A 20,018-nucleotide genomic window follows, 5' to 3' on the forward strand; every position below is an offset into this window, starting at 1 on the left:
CGGGCGGTCCCGCCGGGGCGCCGCTGGCGGAAAAAGGCGGTGGCAATTCCAGGGAAAAATCGCCATACCAGGGCGGCATTGGTCGATTTTCAGCCGCGGAGCCCAAGCGTGACCTCGAACGAAGCCCTCATTCTGGCGGTGCCGAAAGGCCGGATCCTGAAGGAGCTGACGCCCCTGATGGCCCGGGTCGGCATCCGCCCGGAAGCGGCCTTCTCCGACGACGACGCGCGCCAGCTCCGCTTCTCCACCAACCGACCGGGCCTGGACATCATCCGGGTGCGCTCCTTCGACGTGGCCACCTTCGTGGCCTTCGGGGCTGCCCATCTTGGGGTGGCCGGCAACGATGTGCTGATGGAGTTCGACTACCCGGAGCTCTATGCGCCGGTCGACCTGCAGATCGGCCACTGCCGGCTGGCTGTGGCCGCGCCGCGCCATCTCGCCGAAAGCGACGATCCCAGCCGCTGGAGCCACATCCGCGTGGCCACCAAGTATCCCGGGATTACCCGCCGGCATTTCGCCGCCCGGGGCGTGCAGGCCGAATGCATCAAGCTGAACGGCGCCATGGAGCTGGCACCGGGCCTCGGCCTCTGCCGGCGCATCGTCGATCTGGTCTCCACCGGCTCGACCCTGAAGGCCAACGATCTGGTGGAGGTGGAGACCATCGCCACGGTCACCTCCCGCCTGATCGTCAACCGCGCGGCCTTCAAGACCCGCTCCGAGGAACTGTCCGATCTTGTCGAGCGGTTCCGCGAGGTCGCCGATGCCGCTTAGGCTCAGCGCTGCGGACCCGGGGTTCGAGGCCGCCTTCGCCGCCTTTCTCGGCGGCAAGCGCGAGGCCGCCGCCGATGTCGATGCGGCCGTAGCCGAGATTGTGGCCGATGTGCGGAGCCGCGGCGACGCTGCTTTGCTCGATTATACCGCCCGCTTCGACCGCCTGACCTTGACCGCTGAGGACCTGCGCATTCCCGAAGCCGAGCTGGCCGCCGCCGAGGAGCGCTGCGAGCCGGCGACCCTGGATGCGCTGCGGCTGGCGGCGGAGCGGATTTCCGACTATCACCGCCGCCAGAAGCCGGAGGACCTGGACTACCGCGATCCCGCCGGGGTGCGCCTGGGCCACCGCTGGACCGCCGTTGCCGCCGCCGGTCTCTATGTTCCCGGCGGCACCGCCGCCTATCCCTCCTCGGTGCTGATGAATGCCCTGCCGGCCAAGGTGGCCGGCGTCGAGCGGCTGGTCATGACGGTGCCGACCCCCGATGGTGCGGTCAATCCGCTGGTGCTGGCCGCCGCCCGGCTGGCCGGGGTGACCGAGGTCTACCGCGTCGGCGGCGCCCAGGCGGTGGCGGCGCTGGCCTTCGGGACCGAAACCATCGACCCGGTGGACAAGATCGTCGGGCCGGGCAACGCCTATGTGGCCGCCGCCAAGCGCCAGGTCTTCGGGACCGTGGGCATCGACATGATCGCCGGCCCCTCGGAGATCCTGGTGGTGGCCGATGCCGATAACCGCCCGGACTTCATTGCCGCCGACCTGCTCTCCCAGGCCGAACACGACACCGCCGCCCAGGCCATCCTGATCACCGACGACCAGGGCTTTGCCGATGCGGTGGAGGCCGAGGTCGAGCAGCGCCTTCAGGACCTGCCGCGCACCGCCATCGCGCGGGAGAGCTGGCAGGCCCACGGCGCGGTAATCACCGTCGACCGGCTCGACGCGGCGGTGCCGCTGATCGACCGCATCGCGCCGGAGCATCTGGAACTGGCGCTGGCCGAGCCCGAGGCGCTGGCCAAGCAGGTCCGCAATGCCGGGGCGATCTTCCTGGGCCGCTTCACGCCGGAGGCCATCGGCGACTATCTTGCGGGGCCGAACCACGTGCTGCCCACCGCGCGTTCGGCGCGTTTCTCCTCCGGCCTCTCGGTGCTGGATTTCATGAAGCGCTCCTCGCTCATCGCCTGCGATGCCGACTCGCTGCGGGCCATCGGGCCGGCTGCCGTGCGCCTGGCCGAAGCCGAGGGCCTGGATGCCCACGCGGCCTCCGTCGCCTTGCGGCTGGCCGCCAATCCCGAGTCTCGGTGAACCTCCTTCGGGGGCGAGGACGGGGCCGGCATGACCGACGAAAAAGGCAGCGAACAGCCGGCGGCGGACGCCACCCAGAAACTGGTCGACATCACCCTGGACGACAGCTCGGTGGTGCGCCGCAGCCCGGAGGCGGAACACGAGCGGGCGGTTGCGATCTACGATCTGCTGGAGGATAACGCCTTCAGCCCGATCGGCGATTTCTCCGGGCCCTACCATCTCCACCTCTCGATCTCCGAAAACCGCCTGCTCTGGGACATCCGCACCGAGGCGGAGGAGAGCCTGGGCGTCGTCACCTTGCCGCTGCTGCCCTTTCGTCGGGTGATCAAAGATTACTTCGCCGTCTGCGAGAGCTACTACGAGGCCATCAAGACCGCCAGCCCGGCGAAGATCGAGGCCATCGACATGGGCCGGCGCGGCCTCCACAACGACGGATCGGAACTGCTGCGGGAACGCCTGGAAGGGAAGATCGAGATCGACTTCCCCACCGCCCGCCGGCTGTTCACGTTGATCTGCGTGCTCCATATCCGCGGTTAGGCCCGCATGGGCGATCTTCCCGAAGCGGTGCTCTTCGTCTGCAGCCAAAACGCCGTGCGCTCGCCCATGGGCGAGGCGCTGCTGAAGCATCTCCTGGGCCACCGCATCTATGTGGATTCCGTGGGCGTGCGTGCGAAGGAGATCGACGGCTTCGCCATCGAGGTCATGGACGAGATCGGCATCGATCTTTCCCGGCATCGCAGCAAGTCCTTCGACGATCTGGAGGACAGCTCCTACGACCTGATCATCTCCCTTTCGCCGGAGGCCCAGCACCGGGCCGTCGAAATGACCCGCACCATGGCCTGCGAGGTGGAGTTCTGGAACACCTTCGACCCCACCCTGGTCGAGGGAAACCGGGAGACCCGCCTGGATGCCTATCGGGCTGTCCGGGACCAGTTGCGCAAGCGGATCGAAGCGCGTTTCACCCTCGACCTGAAGCCCGATCAGTAGCCTTTGCTTGGCGCGAAAGCGGGGCAAACCCATGCGAATCGGGGCGTTTGTTCTTCCGAAAGCTTTTCTGTATGATCCGCCGCGATTTCCCGGGGTGAGAGGCCGGGGTTCACGGAGAGGATCGGGGCTGCGGTGCGAAGCGCTGCGGCGGAACTGTCAAAATAGCCAGGCAAGATAGCCAAGATAGAAGGACTGATGGCCAAGGAAGATTTGCTGGAGTTCCAAGGTACCGTCATTGAGCTGCTGCCCAATGCGATGTTCCGGGTAAAGCTCGACAACGATCATGAAGTGCTGGCCCATACCGCCGGCAAGATGCGCAAGCACCGCATTCGCGTTCTGGCGGGCGACCGGGTGAACGTGGAAATGACGCCCTACGACCTCACCAAGGGCCGCATCACCTTCCGCTACAAGTAATCCGACAGGCCATCGCATGGCCGTCCCTCACGATCAGACTGACCATCCTGCCGAGGCTGACGCTCCGCCGGCGGCGGCGCCCCTGGTGCTGGCCTCGGCATCGCCGCGGCGCCTGCAACTCCTGCAACAGATCGGCCTGATGCCGGCGGACATCGATCCGGCCGATATCGACGAGACCCCGAGGAAGGGTGAGTTGCCGCCGCACTATGCCCGGCGGATCGCCGCCGAGAAGGCAGCGGCGGTGACTGCGCGCCACCCCGGTGCCTTCGTGCTGGCCGCCGACACCGTGGTCGCGGTGGGCCGGCGCATCCTGCCCAAGCCGGAGGACGAGGCGGCGGCGCGCCGCTGCCTTGCGCTGCTTTCCGGCCGGCGCCACCGGGTCCTGGGGGCGGTCACCCTGCGGGCACCGGACGGGCGCCATGCGGAGACCCTGGTCACCACCGCCGTGGTCTTCAAGCGGCTCTCCCGGCAGGAGATCGACGACTACCTGGCGAGTGGGGAGTGGCGCGGCAAGGCCGGCGGCTATGCCATCCAGGGCGCCGCGGCGGCCTTCATCCCGCGCATCATCGGCTCCTATCCCAACGTGGTGGGACTGCCGCTGGTGGAGACCCGGAACCTGCTGGCCGGTCTGGGCTACCGGCCATGAACCGGCCATGCCGGGCGAGTTGATCGTCTCCGCCCTGGGGGGCGAAGTCCGCGCCGCCCTGGTCCGGGACGAGGCGCTTGTCGAGCTGCTGGTCCTGCGCGGCGATGCGCCGCCCCAGGCCGGCGATCTCTTCCTCGCCCGTGTCGAGCGCTTCGACAAGGGCCTGGACGGCGCCTTCGTCGATCTGGGGCTGGAGCGGTCCGGGCTGTTGCCGAAGCGGGAGATGATCGGGCCGCCTCCGCCCGAGGGAACGGCGCTCACGGTGAAGGTGGTTCGCGCCCCGGCCGCCGGCAAGGGCGCGCGGGTCAGCGCCAGGGTAAGCGCCGCCGAGGCCGCCCGGGCCGAGGGCCATAGGGCACCGGCACGCCTGCCGGCCGGCGCCGCACCGCTCGCCGGATTGCTGAGGTCGGCGGCCGTCACCGGGGTCGTGGCCGACGATGCCGCGCTGCTGAAACAGTTGGAGCGGGAAGCCGGCGCCGACGGCTGCCAGTTCTCGCTCCACACCGCCCGGGAACCGCTGTTCGAGACCAAGGGATTGGAGACGCAGGTCGAGGCCCTGCTGCAGCCGCGGGTCGACTGCGCCGGCGGCAGCTTCCTGCTCATAGAGCCGGGCCAAACCCTGACGGCCATCGACGTCAACGCGGGGCGCCACGACGGGCGCGGCGGGGCCGAGGCGCTGGCCCGGCAGGTCAACCACGCGGCGGTCCCGGAGATCGCCCGGCAGCTCCGGCTGCGCGCGCTTTCCGGCCTCATCGTGGTGGATTTTCTCGCCCTCAGGAAAGCCGAAGACCGCAAGGCCCTGGCCGCGGCCCTGCGCCGCGCGGTGGAGAGCGACCCGGAGCCCTGTCAGGTCTTCGGCCTGTCGCCCTCCGGCCTTCTGGAGATGACGCGGCGGCGTAGCCGTCCGCCGCTGCATGAAGTGCTGTGCCGCCGCAGCGGCCTTGGCGGCAGCGGTTGGGAGAAAACGCCGGAGACTCTTGCCTGCGAGGCCCTTCGCGCCCTGGCCGCTGCGGCAATGGGCCGCGCCGTGAGGGCCCCCGGCCTGCGCGCGGCCCCGGCAGTGGCGGAAGCCCTGAAGGGCGGGCAGGCCGCCGCCCTGGCCGCCGTCGAGCAGCGCCTGGGCAGCGCCGTCACGGTCACCGCCGATCCCTTGGTGGAGCGCTACGAGCTCGTGCTAGGCTGAAGGGGCTGGGAAGAGGGCCAGGGGGAGGACGCATGGACGAGGACGGCCGTCACAACGATCAGCGGGTGGTGCCCCTGCCGCGCAAGGACGGGCTGCGCAGGCTCTGTCCGATCTGTTCGAAGCCGACGCTCCACCGCTTCCGGCCGTTCTGCTCCAAGCGCTGCGCCGATATCGACCTCGGGCGCTGGATGAAAGGCAGTTACCGCGTGCCCACCGACGAGGTGCCGGACGGCGAGGTGCCCCCGGACCGCGACGAAGACGGACTCTGAGGCGTGGCGGTGTCCTCTGGTCTGCGCGCCCTGCCGGTCCTTCTGATGCTGGGCATGGCCCTCGCATCGCTGCACGGCGGTGGTGCGGCCGCCGCGGTCTTTGAGCCGAAAGTGCTGCAGTCCGTCGTCTCGGTGCTGCCCTTCCGGCCCGGCGATCCCCCGGGCGGACAGCAGCAGGGCCCGGCGGACCTCGCGCGGGAAGGCTCTGCCGTCGCCATCACCGAGGACGGCTATCTGGTCACCGCCGACCACGTGGTCGACCAGGCCATCTCTATCACCGTGCGCCTGCCCGACGGACGGCAACTGCCGGCCGAGGTGGTGGGCCGCGATCGGCCCAGCGACCTGGCCCTCCTGAAAATCGCGGAATCGCTGCCGCCCTTGCCCTACGGCCCGGAGCCGGCCCTGGCCGCCCCGGTCTGTGCGGTCAGCAATCAGTTCGGACTCGATGGTTCCGTCACCTGCGGCGTGGTCTCGGCGGTGCACCGCTCCGGCATGGGCTTCAATCCCATCGAGGACTTCATTCAGACCGATGCTGTGGCCAATCCCGGCTCCTCCGGTGGCGCGCTGGTCGACGCTCAGGGCCGCTTGGTGGGGCTGCTCACCGCCATCTTCACCCGGGACAGCGATGCCAACATCGGCGTCAACTTCGCCGCCTCCGCCGAGCTGGTGCGGCGGGTGGTGGAGGACCTGCTGGCCCATGGCGAGGTCCGGCGCGGCAAGCCCGGCCTCGGCCTCGCCCCCCTGAAGCGGGAGGAGCGGGCGCAGTGGGCCGGCCTGCGCCTCTGGGGCGTGCAGCCGGGCGGCGCCGGAGAGACCGCGGGCCTGAAACGCGGCGATCTGGTCACCGCCGTCGACGGTCGGCCGGTGCGCAAGGTGGCCGAGGCGATGAGCGCCATCCACATGAAGCGGCCCGGCGAGGTGGTGGAAATCACCGTTCTGCGCGACGGCGAGGCCCTGACCCTGCGGCTCACCCTGGAGCCCTGAAAAACCGTAAGAATCTCAGGGCTCGGGGCTGGACAGAGCCGGGCCCAGGGCCTATAAGCCTGCGTCGCTGTTCGCAGCGCCCGGAGACGCCCGAGGTTACCAACACATGCGGCCCAGCCGCACCCCCCGGCGTCCCTCCCGTGCCCAGGTAGCTCAGTTGGTAGAGCACATGACTGAAAATCATGGTGTCGGTGGTTCGATTCCGCCCCTGGGCACCATTCTTCCAAGGACTTAGCAGGATTAGGCGGATATCTGATTTCCGAAAGGTGCCGGCTATGTGCCAGGCATTTCCGTCAGTCTGAGTCGGTGTTCCGAGACGTCATTCGCCGGCCTCGTCGCGGCGGCGGGCGGCTTCGCGGGCGAAGCAGCGCACGGCGGCTTCGGCGGGGCCGGGAACGGGGACGGCGCCGGAAACCCAGCGCCGCACCGTCGAGCCATCCACATTCAAGGCTTCAGCCAACCGCGTCTGCCAGCCACGATCACCGAATATCTGCCGACTCAAGTCAGCCAGTTCTTGCGGCTTCATACTCAACGATGAATCTCAAGACCTGTTCGCTGAAGCCGTCGATGTGCGTCCATCGCCCATAACCGACGCCGTTCTGGTTGCTGGCAACGTTGATCATGTAGGCCAGCTTCGCCACCGGATCGGGAACGCGGTCTTGGCTCTGTTCGTCGGTGATGACGATCAGGCGGTCGTGGGGAATGGCGTTGGCTTCCTTGACCGCCTGGCCGAGCAGCGTTCCAGCGCGCTGCTGAGAGGTGACGATGGCGGCGACGCCCGCCATCCCCCGGCGCGGCGGCACCTCGACCAGGACCGGCTGGCCATCCCAACGCTCGCCCCAATACCGTCGTCCACCCGCGGAGAAGGAGAACATCCGGAGATCGCCGTGGATGATGCTGGCCAGCGCCGCTGCAGCGTCCATGCGCGTCATGTCGGACTTGCGCGACAACGCGGAATCCATGGAGGTGCTCACGTCGACCACGACAAGCGTCTTGCCTTCGAGGGGCGGCATCTCCGCAATGGCCTCGGACAACGCCTCGTCGAGCGCCGGTTCCATCTGCGGGCAGGCCCGCGCCGCCGCAACGTAGCGGAACGGCAGGACTCGCCGCGCACCCTTGCGCGCGATGATCGCATCGCGGACCAGGCTCATGTCGCAGCCGGCTTCGGCCATGTTGCGGAGGTTCCGCAGCAAGGCGAGGTAGCCCAGCTTGTCCTCCCGGATCAGCCGCTCGAAGGTGTTCTTCTTGTCGGCGCCGCCGGAAAGGGCGACTTCCCAGGTGTCCGGGCTCTCCAACTCCCGCTCCGCCAGCGCCCGGAAGGTCTCGGCCTGGCCTTCGCTGGGCTTGGCGTGGACCATGAACAAGACATCGCGCAGCTTGATCGGGCCGCCACGGTCGTACTTGGCGAGCTGATAGGCGTCGAACTTTCGGAAGGCTCTGGCAAGGCCCTTCTTGACCTGTGCGGCCAAAGGCGTCTTGCCGTTGCGCCAATACAAAGCCAGGAACTCGGACAGCTCGTCGGCACGGCTGATCGTGTCTGCGATGGTCTCGGACACGAAGCTGTTTCCGCTGCCGGTCTTCGCCAGCACCGTCAGCAGCAGCAAGGGCGCATGCCGCAGATTGTACTGCTGCCGGGCTTCGCGGGCGACCTGGGCCAGAACCGCAGGCGGCACTGCCTCCGCGGCGGCCACGATACGATCGGCAATGCTCTCGCCGTCCTCGTAGAACTCGTCCTCCCAAAGCAGGCAGGAGAGAACGGAACGGCGCAGTCGCTGCTCGGGATTGATGATCTTGGCGGGGGCGCCCTCATGCGTCGCCGCAGAAGGCTCCCGCCGGCTGTTCAGGCGCATGACCTCGTACTCCTCGGGTTGCGCCCGTGCGTGAAGCCGGGGAACAGGCGAGAACGGTACAGTAGCGCTCTACCACTGAGCTACAGGTCGTACGACCTGGCGGGATTCGAACCCGCGACCTCTCTCTTTGAGGAGAAGTAACCGTACTCTACACCACCGGCACATGTTCCGTGTCCGGGAACAAGCGATCACAGGATTCTTTCGTTACAAGCGAAGTACCTGCGATCTTCACCACGGACGGTGGCAAAATTAGTGCAATATGCACTAGTTGTCAACCGGGAGTTGGCGTGCAGTCGTGGCTCACAGCCTCACGACCTCGCCGGTCTTGATGGAGCGGTCGGCCGCCAGGACGATTCTTAGGCTGTTGACGGCGTCGGCGAGGTGGTCGTCGAGGTTCCGGTCTTCGAGGATCGCGTCGCGGAAGAAGATCTGCTCGCGCAGGCAGAGTTCGTCGTGGCCCGGCTCGTCGTCCATGGTGATCATGCTGTCGGCGCGGGCAAAGCGGCCCTCGGCAGTCAGGTCGCCGTGGTGCAGGCGCAGGGCGTTGGTCTTGGTGTGGGCGTCGATGTCGTCGGAGGCCATCTTGTCGGTGCCTTCGTCGACGCCGACGATGCTGACGCAGCCCTTGGGGCCGATGGCGTCCTTCACGAAAAAGGCGGTCTCGCTCATCATCGGGCCCCAGCCGGCCTCGTACCAGCCCACCGAGCCGTCGTCGAAGCGCACCTGAAGCTGGCCGTAATTGTACATCTCCGGCGCCACCTCCTCGGTGAGACGCGCGCCGATGGCTTGGACCTGCACGGGTTTGGCCCGGGTCATCAGGCACATCATGTCCACGTAGTGCACGCCGCAGTCGACCAGGGGCGAGATGCTGTCCATGAGGTGCTTGTGGACCGTCCAGGTGTCGCCGCTGCTCTGCTGGTTCAGGTTCATGCGCATGACCAGCGGCTTGCCGAGGCCTTGGGCCAGCTCCACGAACTTCTGCCAGGAGGGGTGGTGGCGCAGGATGTAGCCGACCACCAGCTTGCGGTTTGTTTCGCGGGCCTTTGCGACGAGCGCTTCGGCTTCTTCCACCGTTTCGGCCAGGGGCTTTTCGAGGAAGACATGGGCCCCGGCCTCCAGCGCCATCGTCGCATAGGCGGCGTGCGTTTCCGGCCAGGTGTTGATGCTGACGGCATCGGGGCGGAGTTCTGCCAGGGCCTGCGCGTAGTCGTCGAAGCGCGGGTAGCCGGCCAGCGCCTCCGGCAGCGTGGTCAGGCCGGTCGCATGGCGGCTGCAGAGGCCGGCGATCTCGAAGCCGGCCATGCCGTGATAGGCCCTGGCATGGGAAAGTCCCATGTTGCCGAGGCCGACCACCAGAACCGAAAGCGCCTTTGACATCGAAGTTCCCCTAACGTCTCGAATTTGCATTGCCGCCGATCCAGGTCTCACGGACCTGCAGGTCGTCGTCCAGCAGCACCAGGTCGGCGTCGAAGTCCGCCGCGATGCGGCCGAGCCGCCCCTCCAGGCCGAGAAAGGCCGCGGGATAGAGCGCGGCCATGCGCAGGGCCTCTGCCGGCGGCAGGCCGAGATGCCGGATGCTGTGGCGGACGGCGCCGGCCATGTCCAGGTCGGAGCCCGCCAGACGCCCCTCCGGCGTGGCGCAGCGCCCGTCCGCCACGACGATCTCCTGGCCACCGAGTTCGAAGCGCTTGATGGCGGCGCCGACGCTGGGCATGGCGTCGGTGACCAGCATCATCCGGCCCGGCGCCTTGGCGGCGATGGCGACCTTCAGGGCCGCGTCGTGGACGTGGTGGCCGTCGGCGATGAGCCCGCACCAGGAGTCCGTATCCTCCAGCGCCGCGCCGACCACCCCGGGCTCCCGGCTGGTGAGCGGCGACATGGCGTTGAAGAGGTGGGTGAAGCCGGTGATGCCGGCCTCCAGCCCACGCCGAACCTGTTCGTAGGTCGCCGCCGTGTGGCCGGCGCAGACCTTCACGCCGGCGGCGACGAGGTCTTCGATGAATGCGGGCGCCACCCTCTCCGGCGCCAGGGTCACCACCACCTGGCCGAGCCGGCCGGAGGCGAAAAGGGCCAGCGCCTCGGGATCGACGGCGCGGATCACCTGTGCGTTGTGAACGCCTTTGCGCTCCACGTTGAGGTAAGGGCCTTCGAAGTGGACGCCGCGGACGCCGGGTACGCCCTCCGCCAGCGCCGCCGCCACCGCCTCGGCCGCCTGCGTCATCACCGGCCACTGGTCGCTGATCAGGGTGGGCAGCAGCCCGGTGGTCCCAAAGCGGCGGTGCGCCTCGGCGATGGCGCGAATGCCCTCGACAGTGGGCGTGTCGTTGAAGAGGACGCCGCCGCCGCCGTTCACCTGCACATCGATGAACCCCGGCGCCAGCAGCCCGCCCTGCAGATCGACCCTCTCCGCGTCGTGGGGCGCATCGCTTGCCGGCAGCACCGCCGCGACGATCGCGCCGTCCAGGACCACCGCCTGTCCGTCGAGGATAGTCTCGCCGTCGAAGACCCGGCCGTTGACCAAGATCTGCCGCATCAGGTTGTCTCCGTGACCTTCTTCAGGTGCGGCGGATGGTCGGGATCGAGACCGCGCGCGAGGGCGATGGCGTTGGCGAGACAATAGAAGCTCTGCACCATGGCGATGGGCGCGGTGGCCGGGTGCATGTCCGGCACCACCGGCAGGCGCTCCGGCGCCGGCGGACCCTCCTCGGCCGCGAAGACCTTCGCCCCCTTCTGGCGCAGCACCGCGATCAGCTCCCGCACGGACCTGCGGGTCTCGTCGTTCTGGCTGAAGGCCAGGAGGGGAAAACCCTCCCCGACCAGGGCCAGGGGGCCGTGCATCACCTCCGCCGCGCTGAAACTCTCGGCGTGGATCGAGGCGGTTTCCTTGAACTTCAGGGCCGCTTCCTGGGCGATGCCGAAGCTGAGGCCGCGTCCGATCACCAGCAGGTCGCCGGCGGCGGCCAGGGGGGCGACGGCCCGGTCCCAGTCGAGCGCGAGGGAGGCCTCGAGCTGTCCGGGCAGAGCCTGCAGGGCGGCCTGCAGCCGGCTGTCGCCGGACAGATGGGCGGTCATCTGGGCGATGGCCGCAAGGGCGGCGATATAGGACTTGGTGGCGGCGACACTCTCCTCGCGCCCGGCCCGCAGCGGCAGCACCGCATCGGCCGCCTCGGCCACCGGCGAGTCCTCGACGTTCACGAGCGCAACCACGAAGGCGCCGTTCGCCTTGGCCCATCTGGCGTTCGCCACCAGGTCGGGGCTCTTGCCAGACTGGGAGACGACCACGAAGAGGCTTTGCTCCAGGGCTATCCGGGCGCCGTAGACCGAGCCCACCGAGGGCGCGGCGGACATGACCGGCACGCCGAAGGCGGTCTCGATGAGGTACTTGGCGTAGGTCGCGGCGTGGTCGGAGCTGCCCCGCGCGCAGGTCGCCACCAGCCGCGGCGGCGCGGAGCCGAAACGCGCGGCCAGGCGCTCGCAGATCGCGGTGTTGGCGGCCAGTTGGCGCGCCACCACCTCCGGGGCCTGCCGCGTCTCCGCGGCCATTCGGGTCTGGGTGAGGGTCATGAGGCTCTCATTTCACAGCCTGAGCTCGGCGACGAAGTCGTAGGAATCGCCGCGATAGTGGGAGCGCACGAACTCGACGGGACGGCCGTTGGCGAGGAAGGACCGCCGCTCGATGTAGAGACAGGCCGTTCCGGGTTCGACCTGCAGCAGGCGCGCCTGCTCGAACTGCAGAAGCTGGGCGCGCAGGCGCTGCAGGGCCCGGACCGGGCGCTGGCCGGTTTTCTCCAGCACGCCGTAGAGGGACTCCTCGACCACTTCGGGCTGGTCCAGCACATCGCGGGGCAGGGTCGCCTGTTCGAGGCACATGGGTTTGTCGTTCGCCAGGCGGATGCGGTAGAGCCGCGAGACGGCGGCGCCGGGGGAGAGGTTGAGGGCCAGGGCTTCTTCGGGCATGGCCGTGCCGAGGGAACGGTCCAGCCACTCGACGCCGGGCGTCATGCCCCGCGCGCTCATGTCCTCGGTGAAACCGGTGAGGCTGGAGAGCGGCTGCTCGACGCGGGAGGCGACGAAGGTGCCGGCGCCGCGCTGCTGCACCAGCAGCCCCTCGTCGACGAGTTGGCGCAGCGCCTTGCGGACGGTCACGCGGGAAACGCCCAGCCCCTGGGCCAGTTCGCGCTCCGGGGGCAGGGCGTCCTCGGCGCCGATGGCGCCCTGTTCGACGACCTTGCGGATGCCCCGCTGCAGGCGGCGGTAGAGCGGCGTCGGGCTGTCGGCGGCCAGGTTCGCCTCCTCCTTCAGCTCGCTGATCACCCGTTGGAGCACCGTCACGGCCGCGCCTCTTGCTGGGCCAGGCCACGGCGCGCCAGGATGAGGGCGCCGTCCAGAGCATCGCCCCGGGGCTCCACCAGCAGGGGGCGGACATCCTCGGCCAGCCAGGGCCGCAGCGCCGGGGAGAAGCCGCCGACCAAAGCGATCCGGGTCAGGCCCTTGCGGGCCAGGGCGCGGATCAGGATCGACGCGTCCTCCCCGGTCTTTCGCATGAGGTCGCAGGCCGTCGGATCGTCAGCCTCGGCATGCTCGGCGACAGTGGGGGCGAGTTCGGCGAAGTCGGCAGGCTTCGCCTCCGCAGCCCAGAGCACCGCCTTCTCCGGCGATCCGTCAAATTTCGAAAGGACCTGGCGGCTCAAGTCGGAAAGCGCGGTCACTCCGTCGTGGGCGAGCAGGCTCGCACGCACCGCCCGGTGGCCGACGGAGGCGCCGCTGCCGTGATCGGCCAGCAGGAAGCCCCAGCCGCCGACGGTGACGGTCTCGCCGTTCAGAAGGCCGCAGCCGCAGCTTCCGGTGCCCAGCACCAGGATGCCGCCGTCCTCCCCGCCGTGGGCGCCCAGGCAGGCGACGAAGGCATCGGTGTCGATGGCCAGAGAGGCGAAGGGGTGGGGCTGCGCCGCCGCCTTCTCCAGATCGCTCTGCAGGGAGAGCCCCGCCAGGCCGACCCCGGCATGGAGACGGGACAGGTCGTCCGACTCCGCGCCGGCATCGGCGAGTGCCGCGGCGGCGGCCTTCTCGATTTCATGGAACGCCCGGTCGATCCCCAGGCGCGAGTTGGCCGGACCGGCGCGCCCCTCGCCGACGACCCGGTTCTCCGCATCGACGATGCGGGCGCTGCACTTCGTGCCGCCGCCGTCGATGCCGAGAAAGAGTTGCCGCTGCGTCATGGGCCTGCCTGTCCTCCGGCTCGTCGTGTTCTTTGCTCTAGATAATACCAATTGATATCCAATTTCAAGTGTTAAGCGATTATGGTTAAGATTTTTTGTCTGCCACCAAACAGAGATCAGAGCGGAGGATGGAAAAATCATTTATTATCAGCAATATATACGTGATCATCAACTTTAGTGAACCGGAAAGGTTAAAATCTTCTCGACAATGGCATTGTTTTGGTTTTATATTGGCATCATAGCGTCCCGGTCTGTGTGGGACGACAGGGTGGTGGATCCGGAACAGATCGACATGCGGGCAACCGAAGAGTTTTCGCCGCGGTACAAGGGCCTCGATCTCTGGCCCGACGCCGAGGTGCTGGCGGCTTTCTGGGACGGCCAGATGGCGGCCGTCGCTGCCGTGCGGCCGGCCCTGCCGAACATCGCCGCCGCAGCAGCGGCGGTCGCCGCGCGGCTTGGCGAGGGCGGCGGTCGCCTGGTCTACGGCGGCGCGGGGACCTCGGGGCTCCTGGCGATCCAGGACGGCATGGAAATGAACTCCACCTTCGGCTGGCCGCCGGAGCGTCTGCTGCTGTTGATGGCCGGCGGCGATCAGGCGCGGCTGCAAATCACCGGCGGTGACGAGGACGATGCGGCGAGCGCCGAACAGGCGGTGAAAGACCACCGCCTTGGCCCGGCCGACGCGGTGATCGCTGTGGCTGCCAGTGGCACGACCCCCTTCACGGTGGCTCTCGCGCGCGCGGCCCGCGCCGCGGGGGCGCTGACCGTGGGGATCGCGAACTGCGCCGACACCCCCCTGCTGCAGGCGGCGGAACGGCCGATCCTCCTGGACAGCGGCCCCGAGGTCATTGCCGGCTCGACGCGGCTCAATGCCGGAACGGCCCAGAAGGCGACGCTCGGCATGCTCTCGTCGCTGGCGATGACGCGGCTGGGCCATGTGGTGGACGGGCTGATGGTCTCCCTGGTTGCCGACAACGAGAAGCTCAAGGGGCGCGGGGCCCGCATCGTCGCCGAGGTGGCCGCCGTCGAACCCGCTCAGGCGGACGCCGCGCTCGAGCGCGGCCGGGGCCGCGTCAAGGACGCGATTCTCATCGCCCGGGGCGCAAGCGAGGCGCAGGCCCGCGACCTTCTGGCCGCCAGCGGCGGCAACCTGAGAGTCGCCATGGAGCGCTTGAATTTGGCAAGCTAGGACAGCGCCAACGATATTGCCGATAAGAAACCCAAGAAAAGGGAGAGGAATGGTGAAACTTCAACTTCGCAACCTGGTTACGACGACGGCGACGGCAGTGCTCGCCTTGAGCGCGGCCCTGATCACCCTGCCGGCGGCTTCGATGGCTGAGACTGCCCTGAAGATCGAAAGCTGGCGCAACGACGACATCGACATCTGGAACGAGACGATCATTCCGGCTTTCACCAAGAAGCACCCGGACATCGAGGTGGTCTTCGCGCCGACGCCGCCGGCCGACTACAACGCCAGCCTCAATGCCAAGCTCTCCGGCGGCACGGCCGGCGACCTCATCACCTGCCGTCCCTTCGACGCTTCGCTGGATCTGTTCAACAAGGGCCACCTGGCGTCGCTGAACGGCCTGGCCGGCATGGAGAACTTCTCCGACGTCGCCAAGAGCGCCTGGCAGACCGACGACGGGGCGACCACCTTCTGCCTGCCCATGGCTTCGGTAATCCACGGCTTCATCTACAACAAGGAGATCTTCGAGGAGCTGAACCTCTCGATCCCGAAGACGATCCCTGAGTTCATGAAGGTCGTAGAGACCATCAAGTCCGAGAGCCGCTACACACCGCTGGTGATCGGCACCGCCGACCAGTGGGAAGCGGCCACCATGGGCTTTCAGAACGTCGGCCCGAACTTCTGGAAGGGCGAGGAGGGCCGCAGCGCTCTGATCGACGGCAGCCAGAAGCTGACCGACCCGCAGTACGTCGCGGTCTGGCAGCATCTGGCGGAGTGGTCGGACTTCATGGGCAAGGGCTACAAGGCCCAGAAGTATCCGGACAGCCAGAACCTCTTCACTCTGGGCCGCGGCGCCATCTATCCGGCCGGGTCCTGGGACATCACCACCTTCAACACCCAGGCCGACTTCGAGTTCGGCGCCTTCCCGCCGCCGCTGCCGGAGGGTCAGAGCGAGTGCTACATCAGCGATCACACCGACATCGCGCTGGGCGTCAACTCCGCTTCGCCCAACGCCGAGGCGGCCATGACCTTCCTGAGCTGGATGGCGAGTGCTGAGTTCGCGGAGCTCTACGCCAACTCGCTGCCGGGCTTCTTCTCGCTCTCCAAGCACAAGGTGACCCTCACCGATCCGGTGGCCCAGGAGTTCGTGAGCTGGCGCGAAAGCTGCAACTCGACGATCCGCAACTCCTACCAGATCCTCTCGCGGGGCACGCCGAACCTGGAGAACGACCTCTGGAACGTCAGCGCCCAGGTTCTGAACGGCACCTTGACGCCGGAGCAGGCGGCCCAGCAGGCCGAGGACGGTCTGGCCAAGTGGTACGGGCCGCATAAGTAGACCGCCGGGTTAACCGGGGGAGCCGCCGCCGAGCCGCGCTCCCCCGGACACCGCAGAAAGTCAGCCAGCCAAAAGAGGGAGGCCGGGTCCGATGAGTTCTTCGCGCGGCATCTCCAAGAAGTTTCCCCTCCACATTGTGGTCTTTCTGGCGCCGGCCACGCTCGTCTACACCCTGTTCATGATCTATCCGCTGGCGGACTCCATCCGCCTCAGCTTCTATTCCGCCGACGAGACGGGGGCGACCTACTTTGCCGGGCTGACGAACTACATCGTCATGGTCACCGACCCGGACTGGTCCGGGGCGTTCTGGAACAGCCTCAAGAACAACTTCATCTTCTTCTGCGTCCACATGCTGGTGCAGAACCCCATCGGCCTGCTGCTGGCCGCGCTGCTCAGCCTGCCGCGGGTGCGCGGACGCAACACCTACCGGACCCTGCTGTTCATGCCGACCATGCTGTCGGTGGTGATCATCGGCTTCGTCTGGCAGCTCATTCTCAGCCCGCTCTGGGGCGTCAGCGAAACGCTGCTCGCCTATGTCGGGCTGGAGGACTGGTTCCGGCCCTGGCTGGGCGAGGAAGGCACCGCCCTGGTCACGCTCTCGCTGATCTCGGTCTGGCAGTTCGTGGGGATTCCCATGATGCTGATCTACGCCGCCCTGCTGAACATCCCCGACGACCTGACGGAGGCGGCGGTCATCGACGGGGCCAACCACTTCTGGGTCTTCTGGTACGTCAAGCTGCCGCTGATCCTGCCGACCATCGCCATGGTCTCGATCCTCACCTTCGTCGGCAACTTCAACGCCTTCGACCTGATCTATGCGGTCAAGGGGGCGCTGGCCGGCCCCAACTTTTCCACCGACATCATGGGCACGCTGTTTTACCGCACCTTCTTCGGCTTTCAGCTTCAGATCGGCAGCCCCACCATGGGGGCCACCGTCGCGACCCTGATGTTCCTGGTCATCCTGGTGGGCGTGCTGTTCTACCTCTTCGTCATCCAGCGGCGCTTGCAGCGCTACACGCTGTAGGAGGGGAGGCCCGGTCATGGCAAAACGCACATCCCCGATCAGCACCGCCGCCGTGCATGTCATCCTGCTCGGCTACACGGTCATCGCGCTCTGGCCGATCTTTCTGATCCTCATCAACTCCTTCAAGACGCGCAAGGCGATCTTCCGCGAGCCCATGGGGCTGCCGAGCCCGGAGACCTTCACCCTGATCGGCTTCGAGAAGGTGCTGGAGAAGTCGAGCTTCGACCTCTACTTCTTCAACTCCATCACAGTGACGGTGGTGACCCTGGTGGTGGTGCTGCTGACCGGCGCCATGGCCGCCTGGGCGCTCTCCGAGTACCGCTTCAAGGGCAGCACCTGGCTGGCGCTCTATCTTGCCATCGGCATCATGGTGCCGATCCGCCTGGGCAGCGTCAGCATTCTGCAGCTCATCGTCGATCTGAACCTGATCAATACCCTGACCGCGCTGATCCTGGTCTACACCGCCCAGAGCCTGCCGCTGACCATCTTCATTCTGAACGAGTTCATGCAGCAGATCCCCAAGGACCTGAAGGAGGCGGCGCGCTGCGACGGCATCAGCGAGTACATGATCTTCTTCCAGATCATCCTGCCGCTGACCCGGCCGGCCATCGCCACGGTGGGGGTCTTCACCATGGTGCCGATCTGGAACGACCTCTGGTTCCCGCTGATCCTGGCGCCCAGCGACGGCACCCAGACCATCACCCTGGGAGTGCAGCAATTCATCGGGCAGTACGTTACCGATTGGAACTCGGTCCTGGCGTCGCTGACCATGGCCATCGTGCCGGTGCTGATCCTCTACCTGCTGCTGTCGCGCCAACTGATCCGCGGCATCACCGCGGGCGCCGTCAAGTAGCCCAGGGCCTGTTGAGGTTCAATTCGCCGTAGTGGTCCGAGCGGATTTGGCCCGCGGTTAGGAGCGACGAGGAAGGACATGCCTAAGCATATTCGACGAGGAGCAACGCGTCCGCGGGCCAAATGCGCCGGATCCCTTCGGGACGGGGCAGATATTCGCCAGGGCCGCGTCGCGGACGCCTTGTGGGGGACCACCCCACGGCGCCGCCCGCTCCTAACCCTGGCGAATATCTGCTCCCGCCACGACGGCAAAATGAATGTCAACAGGCCCTAGATCGCCATGCGCCTCTGGCCGACATCACTGCGCTACCGCCTGGTGATCCTCCTGGCCGCGCCGTTGTTCCTGATCGCAGCCGCCCTTTTGACCGAGGCCTATTTCAGCACGCGGAAGACGGCCCAGGAGCTGCACGACCGTACCCTGCTGGCAGTGACCCTGGCGGTCTCCGAGCACATCCTGCGCGCCGACGGGGATCTGCTGTCCGACCGCCTGGCCGAAGTGCTGACCGACCGCCTGCAGGACGCGGTCTTCTATCTCGTGCTTGGGCCCGATCAGGCCTATGTCACCGGCTATGAGGATGCCCCTCCCTTGCCCGCCGGCGCCGATCTCGAAGGCGGTATTCCCCTGTTCTACGACGCCGTCTATCAGGGCCAGGATGTCCGGGTCGCCGCCCTGCGCGAGTTCGTGGCGGAGGAAGACCCCAGCGGCTGGATGATGGTGCGGGTCTGGCAGACCACCGGGGAGCGCGAGGCGCTACTGCAGGAAACGCTGCTCTCTGCCGCGGGCCGCCTCACGGTGCTGCTCGTGGTAGCTCTGGTCATTGCCTGGCTGGGGCTCCGCTGGGGCCTGCGCCCGCTCCTCCTGCTGGAAGGCGCCGTCGGCCGCCGTTCGGCCAGCGACCTGCGCCCCATCCTGCATGCTGTCCCGGCCGAGGTGCGCCAGCTCGTCGGCGCCATGAACCGGCTGTTCCAGCGCCTGCAGGATTCTCTGCACATGCGCGAGCGCTTCATCGCCAATGCCTCCCACCAGCTTCGCACGCCACTGGCAGCGCTGATCACCCAGTCCGAAGTCGCCCTGCGCACCGACGACCCGCACCAGATGCGCCTGCGCGTGCAGACGGTTCTGCAAAGCGCCAAGGCGACCTCGCGCATGGCCGAGCAACTCCTCACCCTCGCCCATATTGAGGCCGCGGACTCCGACGGAGACGCCGCGCAGCCGGTCGACCTGGCCGAATTGGCGCGGGAGGCCACCGGCGAGGCCGTCCCGCAGGCCAGCCGCCAGGGCGTCGACCTCGGCTATGAGGCCGAGCAGTCCCCCGGCCCCGTGTCCGGCAATCCCGTGATGCTCCGCGAAGCCCTGCGCAACCTGATCGACAATGCCGTTTCCTATGGCGGCCCCGGCACGACGGTCACCGTCCGCACCCACGGCGAAAGTGGCTTCGCCTTTCTTGAGGTCGAGGACAACGGACCGGGCATCGAGCCGAGCGAACGCGAGCTGGCGGTGCAACGCTTTCACCGCCTCGCTGGCACCAATACCGAGGGCTGCGGGCTGGGCCTGGCCATCGTCCAGGAGGTGGCGGAGCGCCACAATGGCCGGCTTCAGTTGCTGGACGCCGGCACCGGCCGCGGCCTCTGTGCGCGGCTGATCCTGCCCTTGCTGCCAAGAGGCGACGGCCCCGCCCCGGCGACCGCTTGAGCTAAAGCAAGGCGCCCTTCCCCGCCCGGATTAGACTGGGCATCATGGACCCAGAGCTTTCCGACATCTTCCTGCGGCTCGCCGTCGCCCTGGGCGCCGGTCTTCTGATCGGTGCCGAGCGCGGCTGGCGCAAACGCGAACAAGCCGAGGGAACCCGGGTCACCGGCGTGCGCACCTTCGGCCTCAGCGGGCTCCTCAGCGCCCAGAGACCGCCGAGGAGCCCGCTGCGGCCGAAGGTGCGCACGCCGGTGACCCGGGTTCCCTCGGGTTGTTCGCGTTTGCGCCTGCCGCGCTCGGCACCGGTCAG

General features: G+C 67.8%; 21 protein-coding genes, 1 tRNA gene and 1 pseudogene. 16 read left to right on the forward strand and 7 right to left on the reverse strand.

Annotated features, from left to right (window positions below; genetic code table 11):
* Positions 1 to 108: 108 nt before the first annotated feature.
* The 10 genes from hisG to Q0996_RS16965 all read left to right on the forward strand — a co-directional run bounded on the left by hisG (position 109) and on the right by Q0996_RS16965 (position 6,769).
* On the forward strand, positions 109 to 771 hold the full coding sequence (gene hisG, locus Q0996_RS16920; protein ID WP_299622334.1) for an ATP phosphoribosyltransferase: 663 nt from the start codon (positions 109 to 111) through the stop codon (positions 769 to 771).
* On the forward strand, positions 761 to 2,068 hold the full coding sequence (gene hisD / locus Q0996_RS16925; protein ID WP_299622336.1) for a histidinol dehydrogenase: 1,308 nt from the start codon (positions 761 to 763) through the stop codon (positions 2,066 to 2,068). The genes hisG and hisD overlap by 11 nt, the downstream gene beginning before the upstream one ends.
* Before the next feature lie 30 nt (positions 2,069 to 2,098).
* Positions 2,099 to 2,605, forward strand: coding sequence for a UPF0262 family protein (locus Q0996_RS16930; RefSeq protein ID WP_299622338.1), 507 nt, complete (start codon positions 2,099 to 2,101; stop codon positions 2,603 to 2,605).
* Positions 2,606 to 2,611: 6 nt separating this feature from the next.
* Positions 2,612 to 3,055 carry an arsenate reductase ArsC gene (locus Q0996_RS16935; RefSeq protein ID WP_299622340.1) on the forward strand — a complete coding sequence of 148 codons (444 nt, stop codon included), beginning with the start codon at positions 2,612 to 2,614 and terminating at the stop codon, positions 3,053 to 3,055.
* A 195-nt stretch (positions 3,056 to 3,250) separates the two neighbouring features.
* Positions 3,251 to 3,469 carry a translation initiation factor IF-1 gene (gene infA, locus Q0996_RS16940; protein ID WP_299622342.1) on the forward strand — a complete coding sequence of 73 codons (219 nt, stop codon included), beginning with the start codon at positions 3,251 to 3,253 and terminating at the stop codon, positions 3,467 to 3,469.
* 16 nt (positions 3,470 to 3,485) lie between these two features.
* Positions 3,486 to 4,115 (forward strand): nucleoside triphosphate pyrophosphatase, encoded by a 630-nt coding sequence (locus Q0996_RS16945; RefSeq protein WP_299622344.1) that lies wholly within the window; start codon positions 3,486 to 3,488, stop codon positions 4,113 to 4,115.
* A gap of 7 nt (positions 4,116 to 4,122) precedes the next feature.
* Entirely contained in the window at positions 4,123 to 5,298 is a 1,176-nt protein-coding gene (locus Q0996_RS16950; protein WP_299622345.1) for a ribonuclease E/G, read from the forward strand.
* Between the two features lie 32 nt (positions 5,299 to 5,330).
* Complete coding sequence (locus tag Q0996_RS16955) at positions 5,331 to 5,567, forward strand: DNA gyrase inhibitor YacG (protein ID WP_299622347.1); 237 nt, start codon at positions 5,331 to 5,333, stop codon at positions 5,565 to 5,567.
* A gap of 3 nt (positions 5,568 to 5,570) precedes the next feature.
* Positions 5,571 to 6,551 (forward strand): S1C family serine protease, encoded by a 981-nt coding sequence (locus Q0996_RS16960; RefSeq protein ID WP_299622349.1) that lies wholly within the window; start codon positions 5,571 to 5,573, stop codon positions 6,549 to 6,551.
* A 142-nt stretch (positions 6,552 to 6,693) separates the two neighbouring features.
* Positions 6,694 to 6,769: transfer RNA gene (locus tag Q0996_RS16965), tRNA-Phe, on the forward strand.
* Positions 6,770 to 6,870: 101 nt separating this feature from the next.
* On the opposite strand, the gene Q0996_RS16970 is transcribed toward Q0996_RS16965, so the two are convergent.
* The 7 genes from Q0996_RS16970 to Q0996_RS17000 form a co-directional block, all read right to left on the reverse strand.
* Positions 6,871 to 7,011: a hypothetical protein gene (locus tag Q0996_RS16970; protein WP_299622352.1), complete on the reverse strand. Its 141-nt coding sequence runs from the start codon at positions 7,009 to 7,011 to the stop codon at positions 6,871 to 6,873.
* Positions 7,012 to 7,054: 43 nt separating this feature from the next.
* A complete protein-coding gene (locus tag Q0996_RS16975) occupies positions 7,055 to 8,401 on the reverse strand; it encodes a TROVE domain-containing protein (RefSeq protein WP_299622355.1) in 1,347 nt (448 codons plus the stop codon).
* Positions 8,402 to 8,701: 300 nt separating this feature from the next.
* Positions 8,702 to 9,778, reverse strand: a complete 1,077-nt coding sequence (locus Q0996_RS16980; protein ID WP_299622357.1) for a Gfo/Idh/MocA family protein — start codon at positions 9,776 to 9,778, stop codon at positions 8,702 to 8,704.
* 10 nt (positions 9,779 to 9,788) lie between these two features.
* Positions 9,789 to 10,934, reverse strand: a complete 1,146-nt coding sequence (nagA, locus tag Q0996_RS16985) for an N-acetylglucosamine-6-phosphate deacetylase (RefSeq protein ID WP_299622360.1) — start codon at positions 10,932 to 10,934, stop codon at positions 9,789 to 9,791.
* A complete protein-coding gene (locus Q0996_RS16990) occupies positions 10,934 to 11,965 on the reverse strand; it encodes an SIS domain-containing protein (protein ID WP_299622362.1) in 1,032 nt (343 codons plus the stop codon). The genes nagA and Q0996_RS16990 overlap by 1 nt, the downstream gene beginning before the upstream one ends.
* Positions 11,966 to 11,977: 12 nt before the next feature.
* Entirely contained in the window at positions 11,978 to 12,733 is a 756-nt protein-coding gene (locus tag Q0996_RS16995; RefSeq protein WP_299622365.1) for a GntR family transcriptional regulator, read from the reverse strand.
* Complete coding sequence (locus Q0996_RS17000; protein WP_299622368.1) at positions 12,730 to 13,620, reverse strand: BadF/BadG/BcrA/BcrD ATPase family protein; 891 nt, start codon at positions 13,618 to 13,620, stop codon at positions 12,730 to 12,732. The genes Q0996_RS16995 and Q0996_RS17000 overlap by 4 nt, the downstream gene beginning before the upstream one ends.
* A 271-nt stretch (positions 13,621 to 13,891) precedes the next feature.
* On the opposite strand from Q0996_RS17000, the gene Q0996_RS17005 reads away from it, so the two are divergent.
* The 6 genes and pseudogenes from Q0996_RS17005 to Q0996_RS17030 all read left to right on the forward strand — a co-directional run.
* Positions 13,892 to 14,809 (forward strand): N-acetylmuramic acid 6-phosphate etherase, encoded by a 918-nt coding sequence (locus Q0996_RS17005; protein ID WP_299622371.1) that lies wholly within the window; start codon positions 13,892 to 13,894, stop codon positions 14,807 to 14,809.
* A gap of 52 nt (positions 14,810 to 14,861) precedes the next feature.
* Positions 14,862 to 16,142, forward strand: a complete 1,281-nt coding sequence (locus Q0996_RS17010; protein ID WP_322096739.1) for an ABC transporter substrate-binding protein — start codon at positions 14,862 to 14,864, stop codon at positions 16,140 to 16,142.
* A 91-nt stretch (positions 16,143 to 16,233) separates the two neighbouring features.
* Positions 16,234 to 17,166, forward strand: a complete 933-nt coding sequence (locus Q0996_RS17015; protein WP_299622373.1) for a carbohydrate ABC transporter permease — start codon at positions 16,234 to 16,236, stop codon at positions 17,164 to 17,166.
* Positions 17,167 to 17,182: 16 nt separating this feature from the next.
* On the forward strand, positions 17,183 to 18,019 hold the full coding sequence (locus Q0996_RS17020; protein WP_299622374.1) for a carbohydrate ABC transporter permease: 837 nt from the start codon (positions 17,183 to 17,185) through the stop codon (positions 18,017 to 18,019).
* Positions 18,020 to 18,298: 279 nt separating this feature from the next.
* The gene (locus tag Q0996_RS17025; RefSeq protein WP_299622375.1) at positions 18,299 to 19,711 is read left to right on the forward strand and encodes a sensor histidine kinase; all 1,413 of its coding nucleotides are present in this window, start codon (positions 18,299 to 18,301) and stop codon (positions 19,709 to 19,711) included.
* Positions 19,712 to 19,755: 44 nt separating this feature from the next.
* Positions 19,756 to 20,018, forward strand: a pseudogene (locus Q0996_RS17030) (hypothetical protein); the annotation flags it as partial.

Source organism: Pelagibius sp., from assembly GCF_028289705.1.
Classification (GTDB): domain Bacteria; phylum Pseudomonadota; class Alphaproteobacteria; order Kiloniellales; family Kiloniellaceae; genus Pelagibius.

What these genes read in the sequence shown, in the direction of transcription:
- hisD (WP_299622336.1), top strand. Translation starts at nt 761, where the DNA reads ATGCCGCTTAGGCTCAGCGCTGCGGACCCGGGGTTCGAGGCCGCCTTC.
- Q0996_RS17015 (WP_299622373.1), top strand. Translation starts at nt 16,234, where the DNA reads ATGAGTTCTTCGCGCGGCATCTCCAAGAAGTTTCCCCTCCACATTGTG.
- Q0996_RS17025 (WP_299622375.1), top strand. Translation starts at nt 18,299, where the DNA reads ATGCGCCTCTGGCCGACATCACTGCGCTACCGCCTGGTGATCCTCCTG.
- Q0996_RS16930 (WP_299622338.1), top strand. Translation starts at nt 2,099, where the DNA reads ATGACCGACGAAAAAGGCAGCGAACAGCCGGCGGCGGACGCCACCCAG.
- Q0996_RS16950 (WP_299622345.1), top strand. Translation starts at nt 4,123, where the DNA reads ATGCCGGGCGAGTTGATCGTCTCCGCCCTGGGGGGCGAAGTCCGCGCC.
- Q0996_RS16990 (WP_299622362.1), bottom strand. Translation starts at nt 11,965, where the DNA reads ATGACCCTCACCCAGACCCGAATGGCCGCGGAGACGCGGCAGGCCCCG.
- Q0996_RS16945 (WP_299622344.1), top strand. Translation starts at nt 3,486, where the DNA reads ATGGCCGTCCCTCACGATCAGACTGACCATCCTGCCGAGGCTGACGCT.
- Q0996_RS16955 (WP_299622347.1), top strand. Translation starts at nt 5,331, where the DNA reads ATGGACGAGGACGGCCGTCACAACGATCAGCGGGTGGTGCCCCTGCCG.
- infA (WP_299622342.1), top strand. Translation starts at nt 3,251, where the DNA reads ATGGCCAAGGAAGATTTGCTGGAGTTCCAAGGTACCGTCATTGAGCTG.
- Q0996_RS16975 (WP_299622355.1), bottom strand. Translation starts at nt 8,401, where the DNA reads ATGCGCCTGAACAGCCGGCGGGAGCCTTCTGCGGCGACGCATGAGGGC.
- nagA (WP_299622360.1), bottom strand. Translation starts at nt 10,934, where the DNA reads ATGCGGCAGATCTTGGTCAACGGCCGGGTCTTCGACGGCGAGACTATC.
- Q0996_RS17020 (WP_299622374.1), top strand. Translation starts at nt 17,183, where the DNA reads ATGGCAAAACGCACATCCCCGATCAGCACCGCCGCCGTGCATGTCATC.
- Q0996_RS16980 (WP_299622357.1), bottom strand. Translation starts at nt 9,778, where the DNA reads ATGTCAAAGGCGCTTTCGGTTCTGGTGGTCGGCCTCGGCAACATGGGA.
- Q0996_RS16935 (WP_299622340.1), top strand. Translation starts at nt 2,612, where the DNA reads ATGGGCGATCTTCCCGAAGCGGTGCTCTTCGTCTGCAGCCAAAACGCC.
- Q0996_RS17000 (WP_299622368.1), bottom strand. Translation starts at nt 13,620, where the DNA reads ATGACGCAGCGGCAACTCTTTCTCGGCATCGACGGCGGCGGCACGAAG.